At 59.5% G+C, this 21,376-nt stretch carries 19 protein-coding genes; 16 read left to right on the top strand and 3 right to left on the bottom strand.

Annotated elements, in window-relative coordinates; genetic code table 11:
• The first annotated feature begins 71 nt into the window (after positions 1 to 71).
• The 16 genes from lnt to BVL55_RS00960 all read left to right on the top strand — a co-directional run bounded on the left by lnt (position 72) and on the right by BVL55_RS00960 (position 18,875).
• The gene (gene lnt / locus BVL55_RS01035) at positions 72 to 1,697 is read left to right on the top strand and encodes an apolipoprotein N-acyltransferase (RefSeq protein ID WP_083649291.1); all 1,626 of its coding nucleotides are present in this window, start codon (positions 72 to 74) and stop codon (positions 1,695 to 1,697) included.
• Between the two features lie 283 nt (positions 1,698 to 1,980).
• Positions 1,981 to 2,394 carry a helix-turn-helix domain-containing protein gene (locus BVL55_RS01030; protein WP_075997794.1) on the top strand — a complete coding sequence of 138 codons (414 nt, stop codon included), beginning with the start codon at positions 1,981 to 1,983 and terminating at the stop codon, positions 2,392 to 2,394.
• Between the two features lie 160 nt (positions 2,395 to 2,554).
• The gene (metK, locus tag BVL55_RS01025) at positions 2,555 to 3,799 is read left to right on the top strand and encodes a methionine adenosyltransferase (protein WP_075995347.1); all 1,245 of its coding nucleotides are present in this window, start codon (positions 2,555 to 2,557) and stop codon (positions 3,797 to 3,799) included.
• A gap of 7 nt (positions 3,800 to 3,806) precedes the next feature.
• On the top strand, positions 3,807 to 4,541 hold the full coding sequence (trmB, locus tag BVL55_RS01020) for a tRNA (guanosine(46)-N7)-methyltransferase TrmB (protein WP_075995346.1): 735 nt from the start codon (positions 3,807 to 3,809) through the stop codon (positions 4,539 to 4,541).
• Positions 4,542 to 4,660: 119 nt separating this feature from the next.
• Complete coding sequence (locus BVL55_RS01015; RefSeq protein ID WP_075995345.1) at positions 4,661 to 6,076, top strand: MATE family efflux transporter; 1,416 nt, start codon at positions 4,661 to 4,663, stop codon at positions 6,074 to 6,076.
• A gap of 155 nt (positions 6,077 to 6,231) precedes the next feature.
• On the top strand, positions 6,232 to 6,819 hold the full coding sequence (gene rimP / locus BVL55_RS01010; RefSeq protein WP_075995344.1) for a ribosome maturation factor RimP: 588 nt from the start codon (positions 6,232 to 6,234) through the stop codon (positions 6,817 to 6,819).
• A gap of 62 nt (positions 6,820 to 6,881) precedes the next feature.
• Positions 6,882 to 8,552, top strand: a complete 1,671-nt coding sequence (gene nusA / locus BVL55_RS01005) for a transcription termination factor NusA (protein WP_075995343.1) — start codon at positions 6,882 to 6,884, stop codon at positions 8,550 to 8,552.
• A 41-nt stretch (positions 8,553 to 8,593) separates the two neighbouring features.
• On the top strand, positions 8,594 to 9,193 hold the full coding sequence (locus BVL55_RS01000) for an RNA-binding protein (RefSeq protein ID WP_075995342.1): 600 nt from the start codon (positions 8,594 to 8,596) through the stop codon (positions 9,191 to 9,193).
• A gap of 143 nt (positions 9,194 to 9,336) precedes the next feature.
• Entirely contained in the window at positions 9,337 to 11,844 is a 2,508-nt protein-coding gene (gene infB / locus BVL55_RS00995) for a translation initiation factor IF-2 (protein ID WP_075995341.1), read from the top strand.
• A gap of 245 nt (positions 11,845 to 12,089) precedes the next feature.
• Entirely contained in the window at positions 12,090 to 12,488 is a 399-nt protein-coding gene (gene rbfA, locus BVL55_RS00990) for a 30S ribosome-binding factor RbfA (RefSeq protein ID WP_075995340.1), read from the top strand.
• Positions 12,485 to 13,411, top strand: a complete 927-nt coding sequence (gene truB, locus BVL55_RS00985) for a tRNA pseudouridine(55) synthase TruB (protein WP_075995339.1) — start codon at positions 12,485 to 12,487, stop codon at positions 13,409 to 13,411. Before rbfA ends, truB begins: the two co-directional genes overlap by 4 nt.
• 393 nt (positions 13,412 to 13,804) lie before the next feature.
• Complete coding sequence (locus tag BVL55_RS00980; protein ID WP_075995338.1) at positions 13,805 to 14,146, top strand: SPOR domain-containing protein; 342 nt, start codon at positions 13,805 to 13,807, stop codon at positions 14,144 to 14,146.
• Between the two features lie 213 nt (positions 14,147 to 14,359).
• Positions 14,360 to 14,629 carry a 30S ribosomal protein S15 gene (rpsO, locus tag BVL55_RS00975; RefSeq protein WP_075997793.1) on the top strand — a complete coding sequence of 90 codons (270 nt, stop codon included), beginning with the start codon at positions 14,360 to 14,362 and terminating at the stop codon, positions 14,627 to 14,629.
• 226 nt (positions 14,630 to 14,855) lie between these two features.
• Complete coding sequence (pnp, locus tag BVL55_RS00970) at positions 14,856 to 17,000, top strand: polyribonucleotide nucleotidyltransferase (protein ID WP_075995337.1); 2,145 nt, start codon at positions 14,856 to 14,858, stop codon at positions 16,998 to 17,000.
• Between the two features lie 137 nt (positions 17,001 to 17,137).
• Positions 17,138 to 17,755, top strand: a complete 618-nt coding sequence (locus BVL55_RS00965) for a DUF2799 domain-containing protein (protein WP_075995336.1) — start codon at positions 17,138 to 17,140, stop codon at positions 17,753 to 17,755.
• Between the two features lie 88 nt (positions 17,756 to 17,843).
• Positions 17,844 to 18,875, top strand: a complete 1,032-nt coding sequence (locus tag BVL55_RS00960; protein ID WP_083649290.1) for a class I SAM-dependent methyltransferase — start codon at positions 17,844 to 17,846, stop codon at positions 18,873 to 18,875.
• A 22-nt stretch (positions 18,876 to 18,897) separates the two neighbouring features.
• Here the strand turns inward: BVL55_RS00960 and BVL55_RS17300 are convergent, their stop codons facing one another.
• From BVL55_RS17300 to fabB, 3 genes are all read right to left on the bottom strand, one after another.
• Positions 18,898 to 19,125 carry a DUF6455 family protein gene (locus BVL55_RS17300; RefSeq protein ID WP_428977290.1) on the bottom strand — a complete coding sequence of 76 codons (228 nt, stop codon included), beginning with the start codon at positions 19,123 to 19,125 and terminating at the stop codon, positions 18,898 to 18,900.
• A gap of 167 nt (positions 19,126 to 19,292) precedes the next feature.
• The gene (gene fabI, locus BVL55_RS00950) at positions 19,293 to 20,111 is read right to left on the bottom strand and encodes an enoyl-ACP reductase FabI (protein ID WP_075995334.1); all 819 of its coding nucleotides are present in this window, start codon (positions 20,109 to 20,111) and stop codon (positions 19,293 to 19,295) included.
• A 10-nt stretch (positions 20,112 to 20,121) separates the two neighbouring features.
• Positions 20,122 to 21,339, bottom strand: coding sequence for a beta-ketoacyl-ACP synthase I (gene fabB / locus BVL55_RS00945; RefSeq protein WP_075995333.1), 1,218 nt, complete (start codon positions 21,337 to 21,339; stop codon positions 20,122 to 20,124).
• Positions 21,340 to 21,376: the final 37 nt, after the last annotated feature.

The following is a 21,376-nucleotide window of genomic DNA, read 5'->3' as shown; positions in this document are numbered from 1 at the left end:
GGAAATCTTGCCGGCCGGCGGAAGTCGCTTTATCCACTTGCGGGAAACCTCAATCCGATTCGGAGAGCGGCGTGGAGAAAATCGCGAAGCTGGCAGCCTGGTTTGTGCTCCTGCAAGGCTGGCAGAGGCTGCTGACCGCATTCGCACTGGGGCTCGCATCGGCGCTTGCCATGCCGCCGGTATATTTTTTTCCTGTTCTGTTTTTTACCTTTGCCAGCTTCGCCTGGATAATGGACGGCGCCTATAGCGATGCCAGAACAGGATTTTTCGGCCTGTTGCGATCGGCGTTTGCGCCAGGGTGGTGGTTCGGCTTCGGCTACTTTCTCGCCGGGCTCTGGTGGATCGGGAACGCTTTTCTGATTGAAGCGGAGGACTTCGCCTGGGCGTTGCCGTTCGCCGTTGTTCTGCTGCCTGCCCTGCTGGCTGTATTCTGGGGAATTGCTGCCGTCATCGCGCGGTTGCTGTGGAGCGATCATTGGGGGCGGGCGTTTGCGCTTGCAGCCGGCTTCGGCGCTGCAGAATATTTGCGTGGCACGCTCTTCACCGGATTTCCCTGGAATGCGATCGGCTATGCCATCATGCCTCACCCCGTACTGATGCAGGGTGCCTCGGTGCTCGGCCTGTATGGCATGACGGTGATCGCCGTGCTCGTCCTTGCCCTGCCGATGATTGCCCTTTCCGCCGGCAGCGGCGGCAAGGCCTGGCCCAGGCTCCCCTTGATGCTAGCGGTTGTCCTCGCCGCCGCCCAGTCGGGTTACGGGGCATACCGGCTGGCGACCGCAGCTGAAGCCGCCGACGGGCCGGCCATCCGCATCATGCAGCCCGCCATCGAGCAGCGCGACAAGCTGGCACCGGGGAACGAACTGTCGATCATCGAAACCTATCTGGATGTTTCGGTTTCCTCGCCTGAAGGCGATAAGGATGGCCTTGAGGGGATCGATTACCTGATATGGCCCGAGTCGGCCTTTCCCTTCCTGCTGACCGAACAGCCCGAGGTGATCGCTGCCATCGCCAACATGCTGCCGGAAGGCACCACCCTTGTCACCGGTGCTTTGCGGTGGGAGCCGGGCGGAGCGGGAAACCCGCAGGGTCACGTTTACAATTCCATTTATGTCATCGATTCCAACGGCGAAATTCTGGAAGCTGCAGACAAGACGCATCTGGTCCCCTTCGGCGAATACCTTCCGTTTCAAACCTTGCTGGAGACCTATGGTTTCGAACAGCTGACAAGGCAGGCAGGCGGCTTTGCCGCAGGTGCCCAGCGCAATGTGCTGCTGGGCAGCGGGGACCATCCCATGCTGCCGTTGATATGCTATGAGGCGATCTTTTCGGGCGCCTTGAGAAACGGGTTATCTGACGCTGCGGCAAAACCTGCGTGGATCGTCAACCTCACCAACGATGCGTGGTTCGGCAGAACCCCCGGCCCGTATCAGCATTTTCAACAGGCGCTGCTGCGCGGTGTTGAGGAAGGCATACCGGTAGTGCGCGTTGCCAATACCGGTATTTCCGCCGTCAGCAATGCCCACGGTCAAATTCTCGAATCGATCCCGCTGGGAGCACAAGGCACCGCCGACGCCGTGCTTCCGCAAGCGCTGGGCGATACCCTCTTCACCCGTTTTGGCCATGGCCCGTTTGGTGCGCTCCTGATTGCATGCTGCATCATTGCCCTGACGAGCCGAAGGCTCGGTATTGGTTGAAGAAAAGCACGGTAACAGTATTTTCGCCCCGAGAAATAAATTAGCCTGAACTCCCGCGGCGTAAGTTTGACTCAAAGATCAAAAACAAGCCATATTCCTCCATCTTGACGCTCTACCCACACTCCTGTGCGTCAAGTTCGGCCTGTTCGGGAAGACAGCCGACATCAAGAACCCACAGTGAACGCGCCCGCACGATACACCCGTTCGGCTGCGTTCTGCACCACACGCAATATTCATCTGCCGACAGGGGGTGGGGATGGATGCGTGCAAAGAAGAGACAAACATGGCGTCAGAGCAGCGCAAACCAAATCCAATTGACATTCATGTTGGCAGCCGGATCCGGCTACGCCGTACCATGCTCGGCTTGAGCCAGGAAAAACTGGGCGATGCACTGGGTATTACCTTTCAGCAGATTCAGAAATACGAAAAAGGCGCCAATCGCGTCGGCGCCAGCCGCCTTCAGGAGATTTCGCGTGTTCTGAAGACACCGGTCGCGTTTTTCTTTGAGGGCGCTCCGGGGCAGGACACAAGCGATGCCGGCTTCAAGGAAACCAGTTCGGCCAACTACGTGGTCGACTTCCTGTCTTCCAACGAAGGCCTGCAACTCAACCGCGCCTTCGTCAAAATCGAAGACCCCAAGGTACGTAAAAAGCTGGTGGAACTGGCAAAGGCGCTGGCAAACATTTCCGAAGAATGAATGCTGATCCGGTGAGGTAGACCGGGCGGCCCTCCGTCCGGCCACCGGGAACGTGCGAGGCAATTTGTCGTTCGCCGCGCTGCGCTCTCCTATTGATTTTGCCAAGCCAGTGGCTACAAAGCGCGAGATTTTCGCAAACCACGCATTTCAGGGGATTCCCATGGCAAGGCAAAATTATCTGTTCACCAGCGAATCGGTATCCGAAGGGCATCCGGACAAGGTTTGCGACCGGATTTCCGATGAGATCGTCGATCTGGTGTACAAGGAAGCGCGCAAGACCGGCATCGATCCGTGGAGCGTGCGCGTTGCCGCGGAGACGCTGACAACGACCAATCGCGTGGTGATCGCCGGCGAAGTGCGGGTGCCGCCAACCCTGATCAAGAAAGACAAGCACGGCAAGGACGTGATCAATCCGACGCGGTTCCGCTCGGCGGCACGCCGCGCCATCCGGGACATCGGTTATGAGCAGGACGGCTTTCACTGGAAAACGGCGAAGGTCGACGTACTGCTTCACTTCCAGTCCGCCCACATTGCCCAGGGCGTCGACAATGCTGCCGACCGGCAGGGGGAAGAAGGTGCCGGCGATCAGGGCATCATGTTCGGCTATGCCTGCAACGAGACGCCGGATCTCATGCCCGCGCCAATCTATTACTCCCATAAAATTCTGGAACTGCTCGCGGCAGCCCGCAAGAAGGGCGAAGGCGAGGCTGCAAGGCTGGGGCCTGATGCGAAAAGCCAGATCACCGTGCGTTATGAGGACGGCAAGCCGGCGGAGGTGACCTCTGTTGTGCTTTCAACCCAGCATCTTGATGAAACCTGGGATTCCAAAAAGGTGCGCTCGGTGGTCGAACCCTATATCCGGGAAGCGCTCGGCAGCCTTCCGATTGCGGCTGATTGCGCCTGGCACATCAATCCGACAGGCGCTTTCGTCATCGGCGGGCCCGATGGCGATGCCGGCCTGACCGGCCGCAAGATCGTGGTCGATACCTATGGCGGCGCGGCACCCCATGGCGGCGGAGCGTTTTCGGGCAAGGATACCACCAAGGTCGACCGCTCGGCGGCCTATGCGGCGCGTTATCTTGCCAAGAACATCGTGGCAGCAAAGCTTGCCGAGCGCTGCACCATCCAGCTTTCCTATGCCATCGGGGTCGCGCAGCCCCTTTCGGTCTATGTGGATACCCACGGCACAGGCAAAGTGGCCGACGCAACGCTGGAGAAAGCGATACGGAAAGCCATGGACCTTTCGCCTTCCGGCATCCGCAAGCATCTCGATCTCAACAAGCCGATTTACGCCCAGACAGCGGCCTATGGGCACTTCGGGCGCAAGCCGGGGCGCGGCGGTTCTTTCTCCTGGGAAAAAACGGACCTGACCAAGGCGCTCAAGGAAGCCGTCAAGAACGCCTGAGCCTGCGGTGAAACGGCAAACCAAGCACACGGGCAGCAGCGCCGGTCAATCGAAGCGGAAAGCTGGCAACTTTTTCGGGCGGCGCAAGGCAAAACCGCTTAAAGGGGCGCAGGAAGAAGCGCTTCGCACGCATTTGCCGAAACTGGCAATCAATCTTGCCGAGCCCTGCCCTGCGCAAGCCGAGGCGTTGTTTTCCGCCAATGAGTCCACGCCGCAGGCCATTGTACTGGAAATCGGCTTTGGCGGCGGCGAACATCTGGTTCACCGCGCCCGGCTGCATCCTGAATTGGCGTTCATCGGCTGCGAACCGTTCATCAACGGAATGGCGAAAGCAGTACGGGCGATCGCGGACAACGGCCTTGCCAACGTCCGCCTCTACGGTGAAGACGCTACCGGGCTGCTGGACTGGCTGCCGGATGGATCCCTGTCGCGCATTGACCTCCTCTATCCAGACCCCTGGCCCAAGAAACGGCACTGGAAGCGCCGCTTCGTCAACCCCGGCAATCTTCACCGTTTTCACCGGCTGTTGAAGCCGGGTGGCGAATTCCGTTTTGCCAGCGACATTGAAAGCTATGTGAACTGGACACTAAGGCACGTCTTCAACCACGGTGGCTTCGAGTGGACCGCCCTGCACCCGGACGACTGGCACAAGCCGTGGGACGAGTGGGTTTCCACCCGCTACGAACAAAAGGCAATCCGCGAAGGCAGGACGCCGGCCTATTTCATCTTCCGGCGCCGGTGATCGGGCAGATCAGGCAGGTTCAATAGCCGGTGTGCAGCGTTCCGGGCTTCGATAACAATTCGCCATCGATCCGTATTGCTGAATCTGCTACAGCCGGTTTTTTGGATTCGTGAACTGCCATGGAAGACAACACTGCCGGACGGCATCCGGGCAGCAGGCCGACTTTGACTGCCGCCATCAAATCTCTGCTCGTTCTGGGTCTTCCGCTGATCGGTGCCCAGCTTGCCCAAATGCTCATCAACGTCGTCGATACGGTGATGATGGGCTGGCTCGGCACGCGCGAGCTTGCGGCGGGAACGCTTGCCTTCCAGTTCTTTTTCATTTTGTGGATTTTCGGCAGTGGGTTTGCCTTCGCCATCGTGCCGATGGCGGCAACGGCTGTGGGCCGCGGCGACGAGGTCAGCGTGCGCCGGCATGTGCGCATGGGCATGTGGGTTCAGTGTGCCTATTTTGCCTTGATTTTTCTGCCGATGGGCTACATACGCGAAATCCTGATCGCTTTCGGGCAGGAGCCGGTTCTGGCCGGTCTTGCCCAGGACTACATGGACATCGCCAAATGGGCGATCCTGCCCAGCCTTCTGCTGATGGTTTTGCGTTCGTTTGCAACGGCGCTGGAACATGCGCGGATCATCCTCGTTATCACGCTGTTTTCCGCCCTACTCAACGGAGTGCTCAACTATGCCTTCATCTTCGGCAATTTCGGCGCGCCCCGGCTTGAAATACCCGGCGCCGCGCTTGCAACCCTGCTGACGAACCTTGCCGCATTTGCTTTCGGTGCGTTGTGGGTTGGGCTGCGGCCGGAATTTGCCGGCTATGAGGTCTTCAAACGGCTGTGGCGTTCCGATCTTCCCGCTTTCTTCGAAATCGTCCGCCTTGGCCTGCCCGTCAGCATCGGGATCATCGCCGAAGTCGGGCTTTTCGCCTTTACCGCCATCATGATGGGCTGGCTGGGCGAGATCGCGCTTGCCGCCCATGGCATTGCCTTGCAGATCGCAGCGCTTGCCTTCATGGTTCCCCTCGGCCTGTCGAATGCCGCCACGGCCCGGGCGGGGATTGCCGTGGGCAGACAAGACCGTTCCGGCCTTGTGCGCACCGGACAGGCTGCGGTGATCATTACCACCGCTTTCGCACTTTTGGCCGCGCTGCCGATGTTGCTTATCCCTCAAACCCTGATCAGTGGATGGCTCGCCGAAGGCGACCCCAACGCTGCTGCGGTGGTGGCGATTGCCGTACCGCTATTGGCCGTTGCGGCGTGTTTCCAACTCGTTGACGGGCTGCAGGTCATTGGCGTCGGTCTGCTGCGTGGTCTTAAAGACATGCGCATTCCCATGCTGATCGCTGTCTTCAGCTACTGGGCTGCCGGTGTACCAATCGCGCTGGCGCTGGGATTTGGCGCGGGGCTTGAAGGTGTTGGCATATGGAGCGGGCTGGCCGCGGGACTGACCCTTGCCGCCGTGCTGTTGATCCGGCGCTTCTTCCGCGAGGCTCAAAACCCCGCAGTCTTTGCCGTGTCCGGCAAGAAATCGCCCGAATGAAGGGATTTTTCTTGAAAACTGTCACCGTATTCACTATCTTGCCGTTAAATTCTCCGAGCATTCGAGAGAGTGGGAGCCTCCCGGCCCCGCTCTTTTTTGTTGCCGGTTAAACCGAAGCGGCACACCAAATACGGCAAGGCCGCAGGAAAACACCGATGGACGTTTCCAGCGACGACCGCATGATCACCGAGCAGGGACTTGAAGCCCGCATCGCCGGCATTCTGCGCCCCGAAATCGAGGCGCTCGGATACCGGCTCGTTCGCGTGCGGCTTTCGCAGATGAACGGCCAGACGCTGCAGGTGATGGCCGAGCGCCCCGACGGGACGATGAGCGTTGAAGACTGCGAAACGGTTTCCAACGCGATTTCGCCGATTCTCGACATTGAGGATCCGATCTCGGCCGCCTACCACCTGGAGGTATCCTCACCGGGGATCGACCGGCCGCTGGTTCGTGAAAGCGACTTTGAGACCTGGGCAGGCCATGTGGCGAAGCTGGAAACCGCACGCCTCGTTCACGGCCGCAAACGGTTCAAGGGCCGCATCATCAAGGTTGACGGCGGCAAGGTCCTGTTTCGCCGCGATGATGCCGGCAAGGATGAGGATGCAGAGTTTGAATTGGCACTCACGGATATCGCAGAGGCAAAACTGATGCTTTCCGACGATCTGATCCGTGATGCGCTGCGCCGCGACAAGGCGCTCAGAAAAGCAAATGGAATTGAAGAAAACGCCGAACCCGGCAATTGAACAAACCAAAAGCAGTTTTGCCGCCGGGAAGACCGAGGGCGGCATAAAAGGAGACTTGAACCATGGCTGTCAGTGCTAACCGACTGGAATTGTTGCAGATTGCAGATGCGGTCGCGCGGGAAAAATCCATCGACCGGATGATCGTCATCCAGGCGATGGCCGACGCCATCCAGAAGGCCGCGCGGTCGCGTTACGGCCAGGAGACCAACATCAAGGCCGACATCGATCCGAAAACCGGTGACATCAAGCTGCAGCGGCTTTTGGAAGTGGTGGAGAACGTCGAAGACTACACCACCCAAATCCCGCTTGACCTGGCCCGTGACAAGAACCCCGATGCGCAGATCGGCGACCATATCGCCGAACCCCTGCCGCCGATGGATTTCGGCCGCATCGCCGCCCAGTCGGCCAAGCAGGTGATTGTGCAGAAAGTGCGCGAAGCTGAACGCGACCAGCAGTTTGAAGAATACAAGGACCGGGTTGGCGAGATCGTCAACGGCACCGTCAAGCGGGTTGAATACGGCAATGTGATCGTCGACCTCGGCAAGGGGGAAGCGATTATCCGCCGGGATGAAACCATCCCGCGCGAGAATTTCAAATATGGCGACCGCGTACGCGCCTATATTTACGATGTACGGCGCGAACAGCGCGGACCGCAGATCTTCCTGTCACGCACCCATCCGCAATTCATGGCGAAGCTGTTCACCATGGAAGTGCCGGAAATCTACGACGGCGTCATCGAACTCAGATCGGTTGCCCGTGACCCGGGCTCGCGCGCGAAAATCGCCGTGATTTCGAACGATTCGTCGATCGACCCCGTCGGTGCCTGTGTGGGCATGCGCGGCAGCCGCGTTCAGGCGGTTGTCGGTGAATTGCAGGGCGAGAAGATCGACATCATCCCGTGGTCGCCCGATGCAGCCTCCTTCATCGTCAACGCACTGCAGCCGGCGGAAGTCTCCAAGGTGGTGCTTGACGAGGAAGCCGAGCGTATTGACGTTGTGGTGCCCGATGACCAGCTTTCGCTGGCAATCGGCCGCCGCGGCCAGAACGTTCGCCTTGCTTCCCAGCTTACCGGCTGGGAAATCGACATCATGACCGAGCAGGAAGAAAGCGAGCGCCGCCAGCAGGAATTCACCGAGAACACCGCACGGTTCATGGAAGCGCTCAATGTCGACGAAATGGTCGCACAGCTGCTGGCCTCCGAAGGCTTCGGCTCGATCGAGGAAGTCGCCTATGTGGATTCAGAGGAAATCTCTTCCATCGAAGGCTTTGACGCCGAGACCGCCGAGGAACTGCAGGCCCGCGCCCGCGAATTCCTGGAAAAGCAGGAGCAGGAACTCGACGAAGAACGCAAATCGCTCGGAGTCGAGGACGCGCTGAAGGAGATCGACGGGCTTACCACGGCCATGCTGGTCACCCTCGGCAAAAACGAGATCAAGACGCTGGAAGACTTTGCCGGTTGCGCGGTGGACGATCTTTGCGGCTGGATCGAGCGCAAGGACGGTGAGGTTCAGCGCTTCGAAGGGGCCCTGGACGAATACAAGGTTTCACGCACCGATGCCGAGGCGATGATCATGCAGGCCCGTATCAAGGCCGGCTGGGTTACCGAGGAAGAATTGCTCGCCGCCCAGCAGGCAGAAGAAGCCGAAGGCGATGAAGAAGGCGGCGAAGCGGAAGAAACTGCCACGGCAGACCAGGAACCCGCTGCTGCTGCTGCTGAAGCGCCGCAGGCCTGATACGATGGCACGGGCGCTGCAGGTAGCCGGAAAGGTTGAAGATGGCCAACAGCCGCAGTTGCATCGTTTCGCGCCAGCCGATGGACAAGGAAGCGCTGCTTCGTTTCGTTGCCGGGCCTGACGGCAGCATCTATCCTGACCTGAAGGAATCCCTTCCGGGCCGGGGTGTTTGGGTGGAGGCCCGGCGCGAAAGCGTTGAGCAGGCGGTGGCGAAAAACCTTTTTGCCCGCAGCCTGAAGACGCAGGTGAGTGCCGACAGCAATCTGGCCGATACGGTCGGGCAATTGCTCGGCGAACGGGCGATAAAGGCGCTGGCGCTGGCCCGCAAGGCAGGCACGCTCGTAACCGGTTTTACCAAGGCCGATACGGCGATCCGGTCGAACCAGGCAAGGATGCTGTTTCACGGCAGTGACGCAACCGCCGATGGGCGCCGCAAACTGGCGCAGGCAATTACGTTCGCCCGCGAGATGGGCGGTGAGGAAGTCGAGGTTTTCGACTGCTGGACTTCTGCCGAAATGGGCGCGGCGCTCGGACTTGAGGCTGCAACCCACGCTGTGGCGCTGGAAGGCGGGGCGACAACGGCACTGAAACGCAGTGTGGAGAGATGGCTTGCCTATGAGGGTAAGCTGACAGGTAGTTGACAGTAAAAAGGGCACGAAGCCGCCGCAAACAAGCGCGGCTGAGGCCATCAAATTTGAAATTGGACTGGATTTTTGCGGGTTAAAGGTCCAAAAAGCGCGCAATATCCAGTCCGGTAACGGACCAACAGGACACAGACTGTTTTATGAGTGAAGAAAACAACGACGAAAAGCTCAGCGTAAAGCCGAAAAAGACGTTGAGCCTGCGTGGTGGCGGTGTCTCCCAGGGGACCGTCAACCAGAGCTTTTCGCGTGGCCGCACGAAAGCGGTTGTAGTTGAAACCCGCAAGCGGCGCATCAACAAGCCGGGCGACACGCCGAAGCCGGCCGACAAGGCGCCTGCGGCACCTGCTGCTGCGCCAGCCCAGGCGGACGAGGCTGCCAGCAATCTGTCGCAAAGCGAGCTGGAAGCGCGCCGCCGGGCGCTTGAAGAAGCCAAGGCACGCCAGAGCGAGGAAGAGATCAAGGCTGCTGAAGAAGCCGCCAAGCGGGCAGAACTCGATGCACGGCGCAAGGCCGACCGCGAAGAACAGAAGCGGCGTGAGGAAGAAGCTGCAAAACGCGAAGCCGAACAGCGTACCAGCCAGGAGATGGATGCCGCCGCTGCCGCATCCGCAGCCCAGGCTGCAGCCGACCCCGATGCCGTGCGCAAACCGGTTCGCGAAGAGCCCAAGCCAAAAGAACTCAAGCCGTTCGAGCGCAAGCGCTCCACCGAGGACGACCGCACGCCTTCGCGCCCCAAAGGGGGCGATGACCGGCGCCGTACCAAGCTGACGCTGACCAATGCGCTCGACAGCGACCGCGGCGGCAAAGGACCGTCGCTCGCCGCACTGCGCCGCCGCCAGGAAAAAGCAAAACGCGCCGCGCTTGGCCAGACCGGTCCGCGCGAAAAGATTTCCCGTGAGGTCAAGTTGCCAGAAACCATTACCATTCAGGACCTTGCCTCACGCATGTCGGAGCGCTCGGTCGATGTCATCAAATACCTGATGAAGCAGGGCCAGATGATGAAACCCGGCGATGTTATCGATGCCGATACCGCCGAACTGATCGCCAGCGAATTCGGTCATACGGTCAAGCGGGTGTCGGAATCCGATGTCGAGGAGGGCCTGTTCGACACGTCGGACAATCCGGAGAACATGGTTTCCCGCCCGCCGGTGGTTACCATCATGGGCCATGTCGATCACGGAAAGACGTCACTGCTGGATGCCATTCGCAACGCCAATGTGGTGAAAGGCGAAGCGGGCGGCATTACCCAGCATATCGGCGCCTATCAGGTTGACCGGGATGGCCAGAGGATTACCTTCATCGATACGCCCGGCCACGAGGCTTTCACCGCCATGCGGGCACGCGGTGCCATGGCGACCGATATCGCCATTCTGGTGGTTGCCGCCGATGACGGCGTGATGCCTCAGACGATCGAATCGATCAACCACGCCAAGGCGGCTGAAGTGCCGATCATCGTGGCGATCAACAAGATCGACAAGGAATCTGCCGATCCCAACAAGGTCAAGACCGAACTTCTGCAGCATGAAGTGTTTGTGGAAAGCATGGGCGGCGAAACGCAGGAAGTGGAAGTGTCCGCGCTCAAGGGTACCAATCTCGACAGCCTGCTGGACGCCATCCTGCTGCAGTCCGAAGTTCTTGAACTGAAAGCCGATCCTGATCGTCCCGCCGAAGGGACCATCATCGAATCGCAACTCGACAAGGGCCGTGGCCCCGTCGCCACCGTGCTGGTCAAGCGCGGCACGCTGAGAACCGGAGACATCGTGATCGCCGGAAACGAGTGGGGCAAGGTGCGCGCACTGGTCAACGACCATGGTGAACAGGTTGACGAGGCAACTCCTTCCACACCGGTGGAAATTCTCGGTCTCTCCGGGGCCCCCTCTGCAGGCGAACGGTTTACCGTTGTCGAGAACGAGGCGCGGGCCCGCGAGATTTCCGACTACCGCCAGCGGCTTGCCCGCGACAAGGCGGTAGCCCAGATGGCCGGCTCACGCGGTTCCCTGGAACAGATGATCAGCCAGTTGCAGACTTCCGAGCTGAAAGAAGCGGCAATTGTGGTCAAGGGCGATGTGCAGGGTTCGGTCGAGGCGATCGAGCAGGCGCTTGCAAAGATGAATACGGAAGAAGTTGCCGCCAGGGTCGTGCATGGCGCGGTCGGCGGCATTACCGAATCCGATGTGTCGCTGGCAGCCGCCTCCAATGCACCGATCCTGGCCTTCAACGTTCGCGCCAACAAGCAGGCCAAGGAGGCTGCCGAGCGCGAAGGCATCGAAATCCGCTACTATTCAATCATCTACGATCTCGTTGATGACATGAAACAGGTCATGAGCGGGATGCTGGCACCCGAGCGCCGCGAGACGTTCCTGGGCTATGCGGAAATCCTCGAAGTCTTCAACGTCTCCAAGGTTGGCAAGGTCGCCGGCTGCCGGGTCAGCGAAGGCAAGGTGGAGCGTGGCTCGGGCGTTCGCCTGCTGCGCGACAATGTGGTGATCCACGAAGGCAAGCTGTCGACGCTCAAACGCTTCAAGGACGAGGTATCCGAAGTGCCTGCCGGGCAGGAATGCGGCATGGCCTTCGAGAACTATCAGGACATCCGCCAGGGCGACCAGATCGAATGCTTCCGCGTGGAGCATATCGAGCGCAGCCTGTAGTTTTTCCCGCAGGAGTTTCCGGCACGGTCCCATCCCGTCCGGAAAGGTGATCGCATGCAAACCCGCCCTGTCTGCCGCGCTTTCCATGACGCAGGTGTTTGCGAGGATGTCAGCGATGTCGGTCCACAATCAGACTGGCTGGCATCCACCCCTGCGATACCGAAATCCGCTCAGCCCGCGCCGGAAAGAAACGGCGCGCCGCGGATGTTAGTTTCGAACCATGTGGAAAACAGGACACCACTCACATGACGAAGTCCAAGCCCCCTTCCCAGCGCCAGTTGCGGGTCGGCGAACTGGTGCGCCACGCGCTGACGCAGCTGTTGCAGCGCGGCGAAGTGCCCGATCCGGTGATCGAAAAGACGGTGATCTCGATTACCGAGGTTTCCATGTCGCCGGACCTGAAGATCGCCACAGTGTTCATCTCGCCGCTTGGCGGTGAAGACCCCCAGCCGGTGATCAAGGCGCTGGCGGCCAACCAGAAATTCATCCGCGGGCGGCTTTCACCAGCACTCAGCCAGATGAAATACATGCCGGAATTCCGCTTCCGTGCCGATACCAGTTTCGAAAACTATGCCAAGATCGACGCCCTGCTGCACGAGCCGGAGGTTGCCCGAGATCTTGAAGCAGGCAAGGACGAGGAATGAGCCGGCAGCGCCAGAAGAAAGGCCGGCCGGTTTCCGGCTGGGTAATCCTCGACAAGCCGCTCGGCATGGGCTCGACCCAGGCAGTAGCCAAAGTCAAATGGCTCTACAAGGCGGCGAAGGCCGGACATGCCGGCACGCTCGATCCGCTGGCAACCGGGATGCTGCCGGTGGCGCTTGGTGAGGCAACCAGAACCGTACCCTATGTGATGGACGGGGCGAAAACCTACCGGTTTGCCGTGACCTGGGGCATGGAAACCAATACGGACGATCTGGAAGGTACGGCCGTTGAAACGTCGGACCTGCGCCCGGATGAGGTCACCGTCCGCCGTGCGATGGGAAACTACACTGGCACGATTTTACAAGTCCCGCCCGCCTATTCGGCGATCAAGATTGGCGGGGAGCGCGCCTATAAACTGGCCCGCGACGGCGAAGCGGTGGAGATTGAACCGCGCGAGGTGGAAATCCACCGCTTTGAACTGATGGAAGTCCGCGACTGCGACACCGCCGTCTTCGAGGTGGATTGCGGCAAGGGAACCTATGTTCGTGCGCTGGCGCGCGACATGGGCCGCGATCTTGGCTGTTACGGCCATGTCAGCGAATTGCGCCGAACTGCGGTGGAACCGTTCAACGAGGAAGATCTTGTTCCGCTCGATCAGCTTGCCGAACTGGAAGGTGATCTGGATGCGCTGGACAGCGAAATACTGGCAACCGGCATTGCGCTGGAAAACCTGCCGGAGGTCGCGATCTCGAAGGATCAGGCAACAAGGCTGCGTTCGGGCAATCCGGTCATCCTGCGCGGGCGCGACGCCATTGCCTTTGCCGAGGAAGTGGTCGCCGTCAGCGGTTCCGACCTCGTCGCCATCGGCCAGGTCGAGAAGGGATCCTTTCTGCCGAAGCGTGTGTTCAAGGTTTCGGCCGCCTAGAGCGTGTCCTGTTTGGCTGGAAGCAGTTTGAATGGATGGATTTTTCGCCTCTGGCAAGGAGAAGACCACAGCAGGATGTTTATCCATCCTGCGAGGATTTCGACGAAGCCAGAACGCAAAAGACACCACAGCTAATGCAATACCATGTGGAATAGCTTTTGTTTTCTGCAGTCGTCTGAACCTGGTTCCCGGGTCTTTGGGCTGCGTTGCAAAACGCTGACAGTTAGCCCCACCACAAGGGGTTTTCAACGATGCCAGGGGCAAAATCCGTCTCGCGCCGCGTGCGAAACCTGAATGTCGATACAGCCTTAGGTCAAGACACATTGCGCTGCCGGTAATTGCCTGTCAGAATTCACACAGGACAACAGGGCAGAAGACCGGGGAGGCAACAGCATGAACCATACCATCAAGACCCTTGTGGGCGCGGCGGCCATCGCCATTGCGGCCGGTTATGCAATGCCTGTCCCGCAGGCAAAGGCCCAGAGCCTTTGCGGCCATTATGTCGTTCTGGGCTGTTTTAAAACCCTGACCCAGGCGCAGAATCGCCTTACCCGGTTGGGCGGGCCCGGCGTTGGCGGATGGGCTGGCGCCAGGGTCGTCAACACCAATGAATATCCGAACTTCCGCAATGGCTGGTTCTGTGTCGCCGACGGGCCCTATGCTTCGCGCAATGAAGCGATGAGCATCGCGTGGAAGGAAGCCGTGCCGGATGCCTATGTGAAAAACAGCTGCTGACGGGTATTTCAACTCCCGCTTCAAGCGCACAAAAACCATTGGCATTTCCGCCGCATTTGCAGTATAGGCAATGCTGGAAGCGGGTCCTCCCCATTGTGTTTGGCGGGCCCGCTTTTACTTGAACGGCCCCTGCTGGACGACATCCCGGCTGCGGGCGGCGAACAACACAGGCGCTGCGCACGATGCAGTGCCGCAATCAACAAGGAAAAGACGATGTCGATTACTGCCGAACGCAAGGCGGAACTCATCAAGGAGTACGCCACCAAAGACGGTGACACGGGTTCGCCGGAAGTACAGATCGCGATTCTTACCGAACGCATTACCAACCTGACCGAGCACTTCAAGGGCCACAAGAAGGACAACCATTCCCGCCGTGGCCTGCTGAAACTGGTTTCCCAGCGCCGCCGCCTTCTCGACTATGTAAGGGGCGTCAAAGAGGAACGTTATCAGGACATCATCAAGCGTCTCGGCCTGCGCCGCTGACGTATCCGGGCGGGCCCTGTCGGCCCGCCTGTTTCATGATGGAGGCCTGAAACCGTGCCAGCCGCCATCGTGAACAACCGGCTTCCGTAAATTGGGGCAGGATTACCAGATATCCGGGGATGCCGGGTTTCTCGTTGTCTTGCCGCGGGTGCCAGAACAGCACGGACCGGGACTGATTCCGAAACCTGTTACGGCCGGAATCCATCCCGAATCTAGGACAAGATACATGTTTGACCATCACTCAATCGAAATCGAATGGGGCGGCCGCCCCCTGACGCTGGAAACCGGCAAGATTGCCCGCCAGGCCGATGCCTGTGTCATCGCCACCTATGGCGAAACGACCGTCATGTGCGCCGTCGTGTCGGAAAAAACCGCCAAGCCGGACCTCGACTTCTTTCCGCTCACCGTAAACTACATCGAAAAAGCCTATTCGGCCGGCAAGATACCCGGCGGCTTTTTCAAGCGCGAAGCACGCCCCTCGGAAAACGAAATTCTGGTTTGCCGCCTGATTGACCGGCCCATCCGGCCGCTGTTTGCCGACGGCTACAAGAACGACACCCAGGTGACCTGCATGGTCATTTCCCACGACCTGGAAAACAACCCGGACGTCGTTGCCATGATCGCCACCTCCGCGGCGCTGACCCTTTCCGGCGTTCCCTTCCAGGGCCCGATCGGCGGCGCGCGGGTCGGCTATATCGACGGCGAATACATCCTCAACCCGAATATCGACGAAATGCCCGAATCCGATCTCGATCTCGTCGTTGCCGGCACTTCCGACGCGGTTCTGATGGTTGAATCGGAAGCCAACGAACTTTCCGAAGAGACCATGCTCGGCGCCGTCATGTTCGGTCATGGAGAGTTCCAGCCGGTTATCGAGGCGATTTCAAAGCTGGCTGAAAAGGCTGCCAAGGAACCCCGCGAGCACATTGTGCCGGACCATTCCGACCTGCAGGGAAAACTCATCAAGCTGGTCGGCAAGGATATCGAAAAAGCCTACAAGATTTCCGACAAGCAGGACCGGTATGCCGCGCTTGACGAGGCAAAGGCAAAAGCAAAGGAAGCCTTTCTCGATGAGAATGCAACCTCGGAAGAGGCCAACACGCTTTCTGCCGTTTTCAAAAGCGTTCAGGCCCAGGTCGTGCGCGGTTCGATCATCAAGACCAGCAAGCGTATCGATGGCCGTGACCTTTCGACAGTGCGCCCGATCGAAGCCGAAGTGGGCATCCTTCCGCGTGCGCACGGTTCGGCGCTGTTTACCCGTGGCGAAACCCAGGCTCTGGTGGTTGCAACGCTTGGCACATCGGATGACGAACAGTTCATCGATGCGCTGACCGGCACCTACAAGGAACACTTCCTGCTGCATTACAACTTCCCGCCCTATTCGGTTGGCGAGACCGGCCGTATCGGCTTCACCTCGCGCCGCGAAGTCGGCCATGGCAAGCTTGCCTGGCGGGCGGTTCGCGCCGTGCTGCCCAGCCATGAGGAATTCCCCTATACCCTGCGGGCGGTTTCCGAGATTACCGAGTCCAACGGCTCTTCCTCGATGGCCACGGTTTGCGGCACATCGCTTGCCTTCATGGATGCAGGCGTGCCGCTGAAGGCGCCGGTTGCCGGCATCGCCATGGGTCTGATCAAGGAAGGCGATGATTTTGCCGTACTGTCGGACATTCTGGGCGATGAAGACCATCTCGGCGACATGGACTTCAAGGTTGCCGGCACCGAAGACGGCATCACTTCGCTGCAAATGGACATCAAGATCACCGGCATCACCAAGGAAATCATGGAAGTCGCCCTGGAACAGGCCAAGGGTGGCCGCGTCCATATTCTGGGCGAAATGTCCAAGGCGCTGTCAGCCAGCCGTGCAGAGCTGGGCGAATTTGCACCGCGCATCGAGAGCTTCAAGATTCCTACCGACAAGATCCGCGAAGTGATCGGTTCAGGCGGCAAGGTCATCCGCGAAATCGTCGAGAAGACCGGCGCCAAGGTCTCCATTGAGGACGATGGTACGGTGAAGGTCGCTTCTTCCGCCGCCAAGGAGATCGAAGCTGCGGTCAAATGGATCCGCTCCATCACCGATGATCCGGAAGTCGGCGAAATCTATCAGGGAACCGTGGTGAAGACCGTCGATTTCGGCGCCTTCGTCAATTTCTTCGGCGCCCGCGACGGCCTGGTGCATATCTCTCAACTGACCGAGGGGCGCGTCGCCAAGACCACCGATGTGGTCAATGAAGGCGACAAGGTCTGGGTCAAGCTGATGGGCTTTGATGACCGCGGCAAGGTTCGCCTGTCGATGAAGGTCGTTGATCAGGAAAGCGGCGAGGAAATCACCGCCGGAGAAAAGCCGGCCAACGACGATGAAGACGACGACTGATCGCACAAGCGATTTCGTTCTGAAAGGCCGGGGCAACCCGGCCTTTTTTGTTGGCCAGCTTTTTTGTTGCTTGTGCGCACGCGGGATGGCAGGAAACAGGCGGGGCAGCCTTGATATGTTTGTTCTGGGGGTAATTCATGCGCCTTGCCGTTTCCGCCTTTCTGTTGCTTGCCGTTTCGCTGCTCCTGGCTTCCTGCCAGACGCTGTCGAAGGATGAATGCATCGCCGCCGACTGGCGCGTCATCGGCGAACAGGACGGATCGGAGGGCCGGGACCCGCAAAAGCGGTTTGGCAATCATGCCAAGTCCTGTGAACGGGCAAATGTGGTGCCGGACCAGACCGCCTGGAACGAAGGTTATCAGCGCGGCCTGTTGAAATTCTGCACGCCGCTTCGCGGACTTTCCCATGGCCAGTCCGGCAGCGCCTATCACAATGTCTGCCCGCCCCAGCTGGAGGCCGGCTTCCTGAGCGGCTACCGGCTTGGACTTGAGGAAAGCAGCACGAAGGGCAATATCCGCAATCTGGAAGGCCGCATCCGCTCGGCAGAGTACTCGATTGACGATCTTGAAGAAAAGATCAGCAAGGGCAAGGTCGACCAGGACGACGCCAGACGGGAAATCCGGCGCCACCGCCAGGATATCCGCGACTGGAACCGGGAGATCGGCCGGGCGGAAGCCGATCTTGGCGAAATCCAGCGCCGTATCGAGTACTTTACCAGCGATCCGGCCAATACGGCCGTGCCCTACGCCGGTTGACCCATGCGGGCAGCTCGCCCCTGTCCAAGGCGGATTGAGCCACTCTTGATGTGCTCCATCTTTGTTGCGCCCAACCCTTGGTGAGCCAATGCCGCGTGATTTCCGCCATGCCCTGATTGCCGGTTTCGAACGGGATTTTGCCATCGCCCCGCAATCCGGCGAGCAATGGGCCGTGTTCAACGCCCATACCCTGCCCGCCACCGCGATCGACGAAGCAGGGTTCAACAACAGCCTGTTCCGCGCTGTGATGCATTGCGAACAGGGCTTCAGGCCGCTTTTTCTGGAATTGCAGCAGGCCGGCTACAACGCCGTAGCGCAACTGGAAAAAGGCACCGCGTTCGACCATGCAATGCTCTTTGCCAGCCGGTCGCGGGCGGCAAATGAACAGGGCTTCCGACGGGCCTGGGAAATGGTCAAGCCGGGCGGCCAGATCCTCATTTGCGGGGAAAAGCGGTCTGGTGTCGAGGGATTTGCCAAACAGCTGTCAAAAGCCTTCGGAATCCGGCAACGGTTTTCAAAATATCATGCCCTGTGCGTGCTAATGCAGCGCGGGGAAACCCCTCTGCCAGAGACATTCGGGAAAACCCCGCAGGAAAACAGCCATGCGGGCCTTTTTTCCGCCGCCGGGCCGGATTCCGGCTCGCGATTGCTGGCCGGGCACTTTTCCGGCGAAATATCGGGCAAGGTAGCCGATTTCGGGGCCGGCTGGGGATATCTGTCCCGGCAGGTTGCAAAGGCAGGCGGCGAGATTGCCTCGCTCGATCTGTTTGAAGCCGACTATCTGGCGCTTGATGCTGCCAGGACCCTGCTTTCAGAGTGCTCCAGCCTGGCCGCGAATTTTCACTGGCTGGACCTTACGGCTGAGCCTGTCAGCCAGCGTTTTGACTGGGTTGTCATGAACCCGCCTTTTCATCAGGGCCATGCAGGCAGCCGCCAGGCCCGTACGGACATCGGCCAGGCTTTCATCAAAAAGGCGGCAAACTGTCTCGTCAAAGGCGGCAAACTGCTTATGGTTGCCAACCGCACGCTCCCCTATGAGGAAACGCTGACAAAGTGCTTCAGCCGCGTTGAAAAACTGGCTGAAGAAGAAGGCTACAAGGTTTTCAAGGCTGTACGGTAGTAGCGTTCCAGCGTACTGGAGCTCAAATCCGCTTCAATTGGGCCTGCAGGGCGCTGTTGGGGCAGAATGCCGGCGGCGTGCGGTCATGCAATGCGTCTTCGCTGCCCAGCTCAAGCCACCTTTGACAGGCGGCCACACTGTCGCAAGAAGCGCACCGGTGGACCGCCTGTCTGAGGGAGGAAGCATTGCTGCAGGCAATGTTGGCATTTCCCGACAAAGCCTTGTCCAGTGCCCCCGTTTGACGGAACATTTCCTGCATCAGATCAAGATTTGCGCCGACTCGGCTGAAAAAGGTCATCGTTCATGCCTCCATTGCTCGCAGTGTCAGACTGACACTGCTGGAGGGCAAGCACTTTGATCTGGATCAATCCGGCAGCGAATGGAAGAAGAGCCGGACAAGGGTATGCAAGATAATTCCTATTCCTTGTCCATGGCTGCATCCATCGCCTTCAGATTGGCAATATCGGGCATGGAAATGGTGGAATAGCCTGAATCGACGAAATGAATTTCACCGGTAACGCCGGAAGACAGATCGCTCAGCAGGTAAAGCGCGGAACCGCCGATTTCGTCGATGTCGACAGTGCGGCGCAGGGGCGCGTTCTGCTTTTGGTAGTTGAACATCATGCGGGCGTCGGCAACGCCTGCACCGGCAAGGGTTCGCACCGGGCCAGCGGAGATCGCATTGACACGGATGTTCTTGGGTCCGAAATCGGTTGCCAGATACCGCACGCTTGCCTCCAGCGCCGCCTTGGCAACCCCCATGACGTTGTAGTTGGGCATGACCCGGGTCGACCCGCCATAGGTGAGGGTCAGCATCGCACCGCCCGCCTTCATCAGGCCGGCTGCGCGTTTGGCAAGTTCGGTAAACGAGAAACAGGAAATCACCATGGTGCGCGAAAAATTGGCACGCGTGGTGTCGGCGTAAAGCCCTTTCAACTCACTCTTGTCGGAAAAGCCGATGGCATGGACCACGAAATCAAGACTGTCCCATTCGCTGGCCAGTGTCTCGAACACCTTGTCGACGCTTTCGATATCTTCCACATCACAGGGCAGCAGCAGTTTCGCGCCAACGCTTTCTGCCAGCGGTTTTACCCGGCGGCCGAAAGCCTCGCCCTGATAGGTGAAGGCAAGCTCGGCGCCGTGTTCGGCCAGTTTTTTCGCAATGCCCCAGGCGATCGAATGATCGTTGGCAACCCCCATGATGAGGCCGCGTTTGCCCTTCATCAGTCCGTCCATCACTCAACTCCTAACCGTGATAGCGCTGCATTGCGAGGGTGGCATTGGTGCCGCCGAAGCCGAAGGAATTGGAAATAACGGTATCGAGCGACACATCGTCCATCCGGCTGCGGACGATGTTCATGTCGGAGAACTCCGGATCGAGCTCGCCGATGTGAGCGCTCTCGCAGATGAAACCGTTGTTCATCATCAACATGGAGTAGATGGCCTCCTGAACGCCCGTGGCACCCAGCGAATGTCCGGTCAGCGACTTGGTGGCCGAGATGGGGGGACAATTATCGCCGAACACTTCGCGAACCGCCTCGATCTCCTTCTGATCACCCACCGGGGTCGAAGTGGCATGGGGATTTATATAGTCCACCTTGGCATCCACCGTTTCCAGCGCCATCCGCATGCAGCGCGCAGCCCCCTCGCCGGAGGGCGCCACCATGTCGTGGCCGTCCGACGTTGCACCATAGCCGATGATCTCGCCATATATTTTCGCGCCGCGTGCCTTTGCATGTTCAAGCTCTTCCAGCACCAGCACACCGGCACCCCCGGCGATGACGAAGCCATCGCGGCTGGCGTCATAGGCGCGGGAAGCTGTTTGCGGCGTGTCGTTGAATTTCGAAGACATCGCGCCCATGGCGTCGAACAGGTTGGACATGGTCCAGTCGAGATCCTCCGAGCCACCGGCAAAGACGATGTCCTGCTTGCCCATCTGAATGGTCTCATAGGCATTGCCGATGCAGTGATTGGATGTGGCGCAGGCCGAAGAGATGGAATAGTTGACGCCCTTGATTTCAAACTGGGTCGCCAGCACCGCAGAAGCGGTCGAACTCATGGCCTTGGGCACGGCAGTGGGGCCGATGCGCTTTGGGCCCTTCTCGATGGTCGTCTGGGCCGCTTCGACAATCGTGCGGGTTGATGGACCACCCGAACCCATGATGATGCCGGTGCGCGGGTTGATGATGTCACCTTCTTCCAGCCCGCCATCGGCAATTGCCTGCTGCATGGCGATGTAGTTCCAGGCAGTGCCTTTGGACATGAAGCGCGCCGTGCGCCGGTCGAGCACCTCGAAAGGGTCGAGATCGGGTTCGCCATGCACCTGGCAGCGGAATCCGTACTGGGCATAATCATCGGCCCGCCGGATACCGGACTTCGCCTCACGCAAGGAAGACAGTACTTCCTGGGTATTGTTGCCGATCGAGGAGACGATCCCCATTCCGGTGACAACCACACGTTTCATATGTCGTTTCCCATTCTGCTCGGTTTCACGGCGCCTT

The sequence above is a fragment of the Salaquimonas pukyongi genome (assembly GCF_001953055.1).
Lineage (GTDB): Bacteria > Pseudomonadota > Alphaproteobacteria > Rhizobiales > Rhizobiaceae > Salaquimonas > Salaquimonas pukyongi.
Note: the sequence above shows the minus strand (reverse complement) of the source record. Positions and strands in the feature narration are given on the sequence as shown.

Excerpts from the sequence above, each read along its gene's own strand:
- BVL55_RS01030 (WP_075997794.1), top strand. The coding sequence starts at position 1,981 with ATGGCGTCAGAGCAGCGCAAACCAAATCCAATTGACATTCATGTTGGC.
- metK (WP_075995347.1), top strand. The coding sequence starts at position 2,555 with ATGGCAAGGCAAAATTATCTGTTCACCAGCGAATCGGTATCCGAAGGG.
- BVL55_RS01015 (WP_075995345.1), top strand. The coding sequence starts at position 4,661 with ATGGAAGACAACACTGCCGGACGGCATCCGGGCAGCAGGCCGACTTTG.
- rimP (WP_075995344.1), top strand. The coding sequence starts at position 6,232 with ATGGACGTTTCCAGCGACGACCGCATGATCACCGAGCAGGGACTTGAA.
- nusA (WP_075995343.1), top strand. The coding sequence starts at position 6,882 with ATGGCTGTCAGTGCTAACCGACTGGAATTGTTGCAGATTGCAGATGCG.
- BVL55_RS01000 (WP_075995342.1), top strand. The coding sequence starts at position 8,594 with ATGGCCAACAGCCGCAGTTGCATCGTTTCGCGCCAGCCGATGGACAAG.
- infB (WP_075995341.1), top strand. The coding sequence starts at position 9,337 with ATGAGTGAAGAAAACAACGACGAAAAGCTCAGCGTAAAGCCGAAAAAG.
- rbfA (WP_075995340.1), top strand. The coding sequence starts at position 12,090 with ATGACGAAGTCCAAGCCCCCTTCCCAGCGCCAGTTGCGGGTCGGCGAA.
- truB (WP_075995339.1), top strand. The coding sequence starts at position 12,485 with ATGAGCCGGCAGCGCCAGAAGAAAGGCCGGCCGGTTTCCGGCTGGGTA.
- BVL55_RS00980 (WP_075995338.1), top strand. The coding sequence starts at position 13,805 with ATGAACCATACCATCAAGACCCTTGTGGGCGCGGCGGCCATCGCCATT.
- rpsO (WP_075997793.1), top strand. The coding sequence starts at position 14,360 with ATGTCGATTACTGCCGAACGCAAGGCGGAACTCATCAAGGAGTACGCC.
- pnp (WP_075995337.1), top strand. The coding sequence starts at position 14,856 with ATGTTTGACCATCACTCAATCGAAATCGAATGGGGCGGCCGCCCCCTG.
- BVL55_RS00965 (WP_075995336.1), top strand. The coding sequence starts at position 17,138 with ATGCGCCTTGCCGTTTCCGCCTTTCTGTTGCTTGCCGTTTCGCTGCTC.
- BVL55_RS00960 (WP_083649290.1), top strand. The coding sequence starts at position 17,844 with ATGCCGCGTGATTTCCGCCATGCCCTGATTGCCGGTTTCGAACGGGAT.
- BVL55_RS17300 (WP_428977290.1), bottom strand. The coding sequence starts at position 19,125 with ATGTTCCGTCAAACGGGGGCACTGGACAAGGCTTTGTCGGGAAATGCC.
- fabI (WP_075995334.1), bottom strand. The coding sequence starts at position 20,111 with ATGGACGGACTGATGAAGGGCAAACGCGGCCTCATCATGGGGGTTGCC.
- fabB (WP_075995333.1), bottom strand. The coding sequence starts at position 21,339 with ATGAAACGTGTGGTTGTCACCGGAATGGGGATCGTCTCCTCGATCGGC.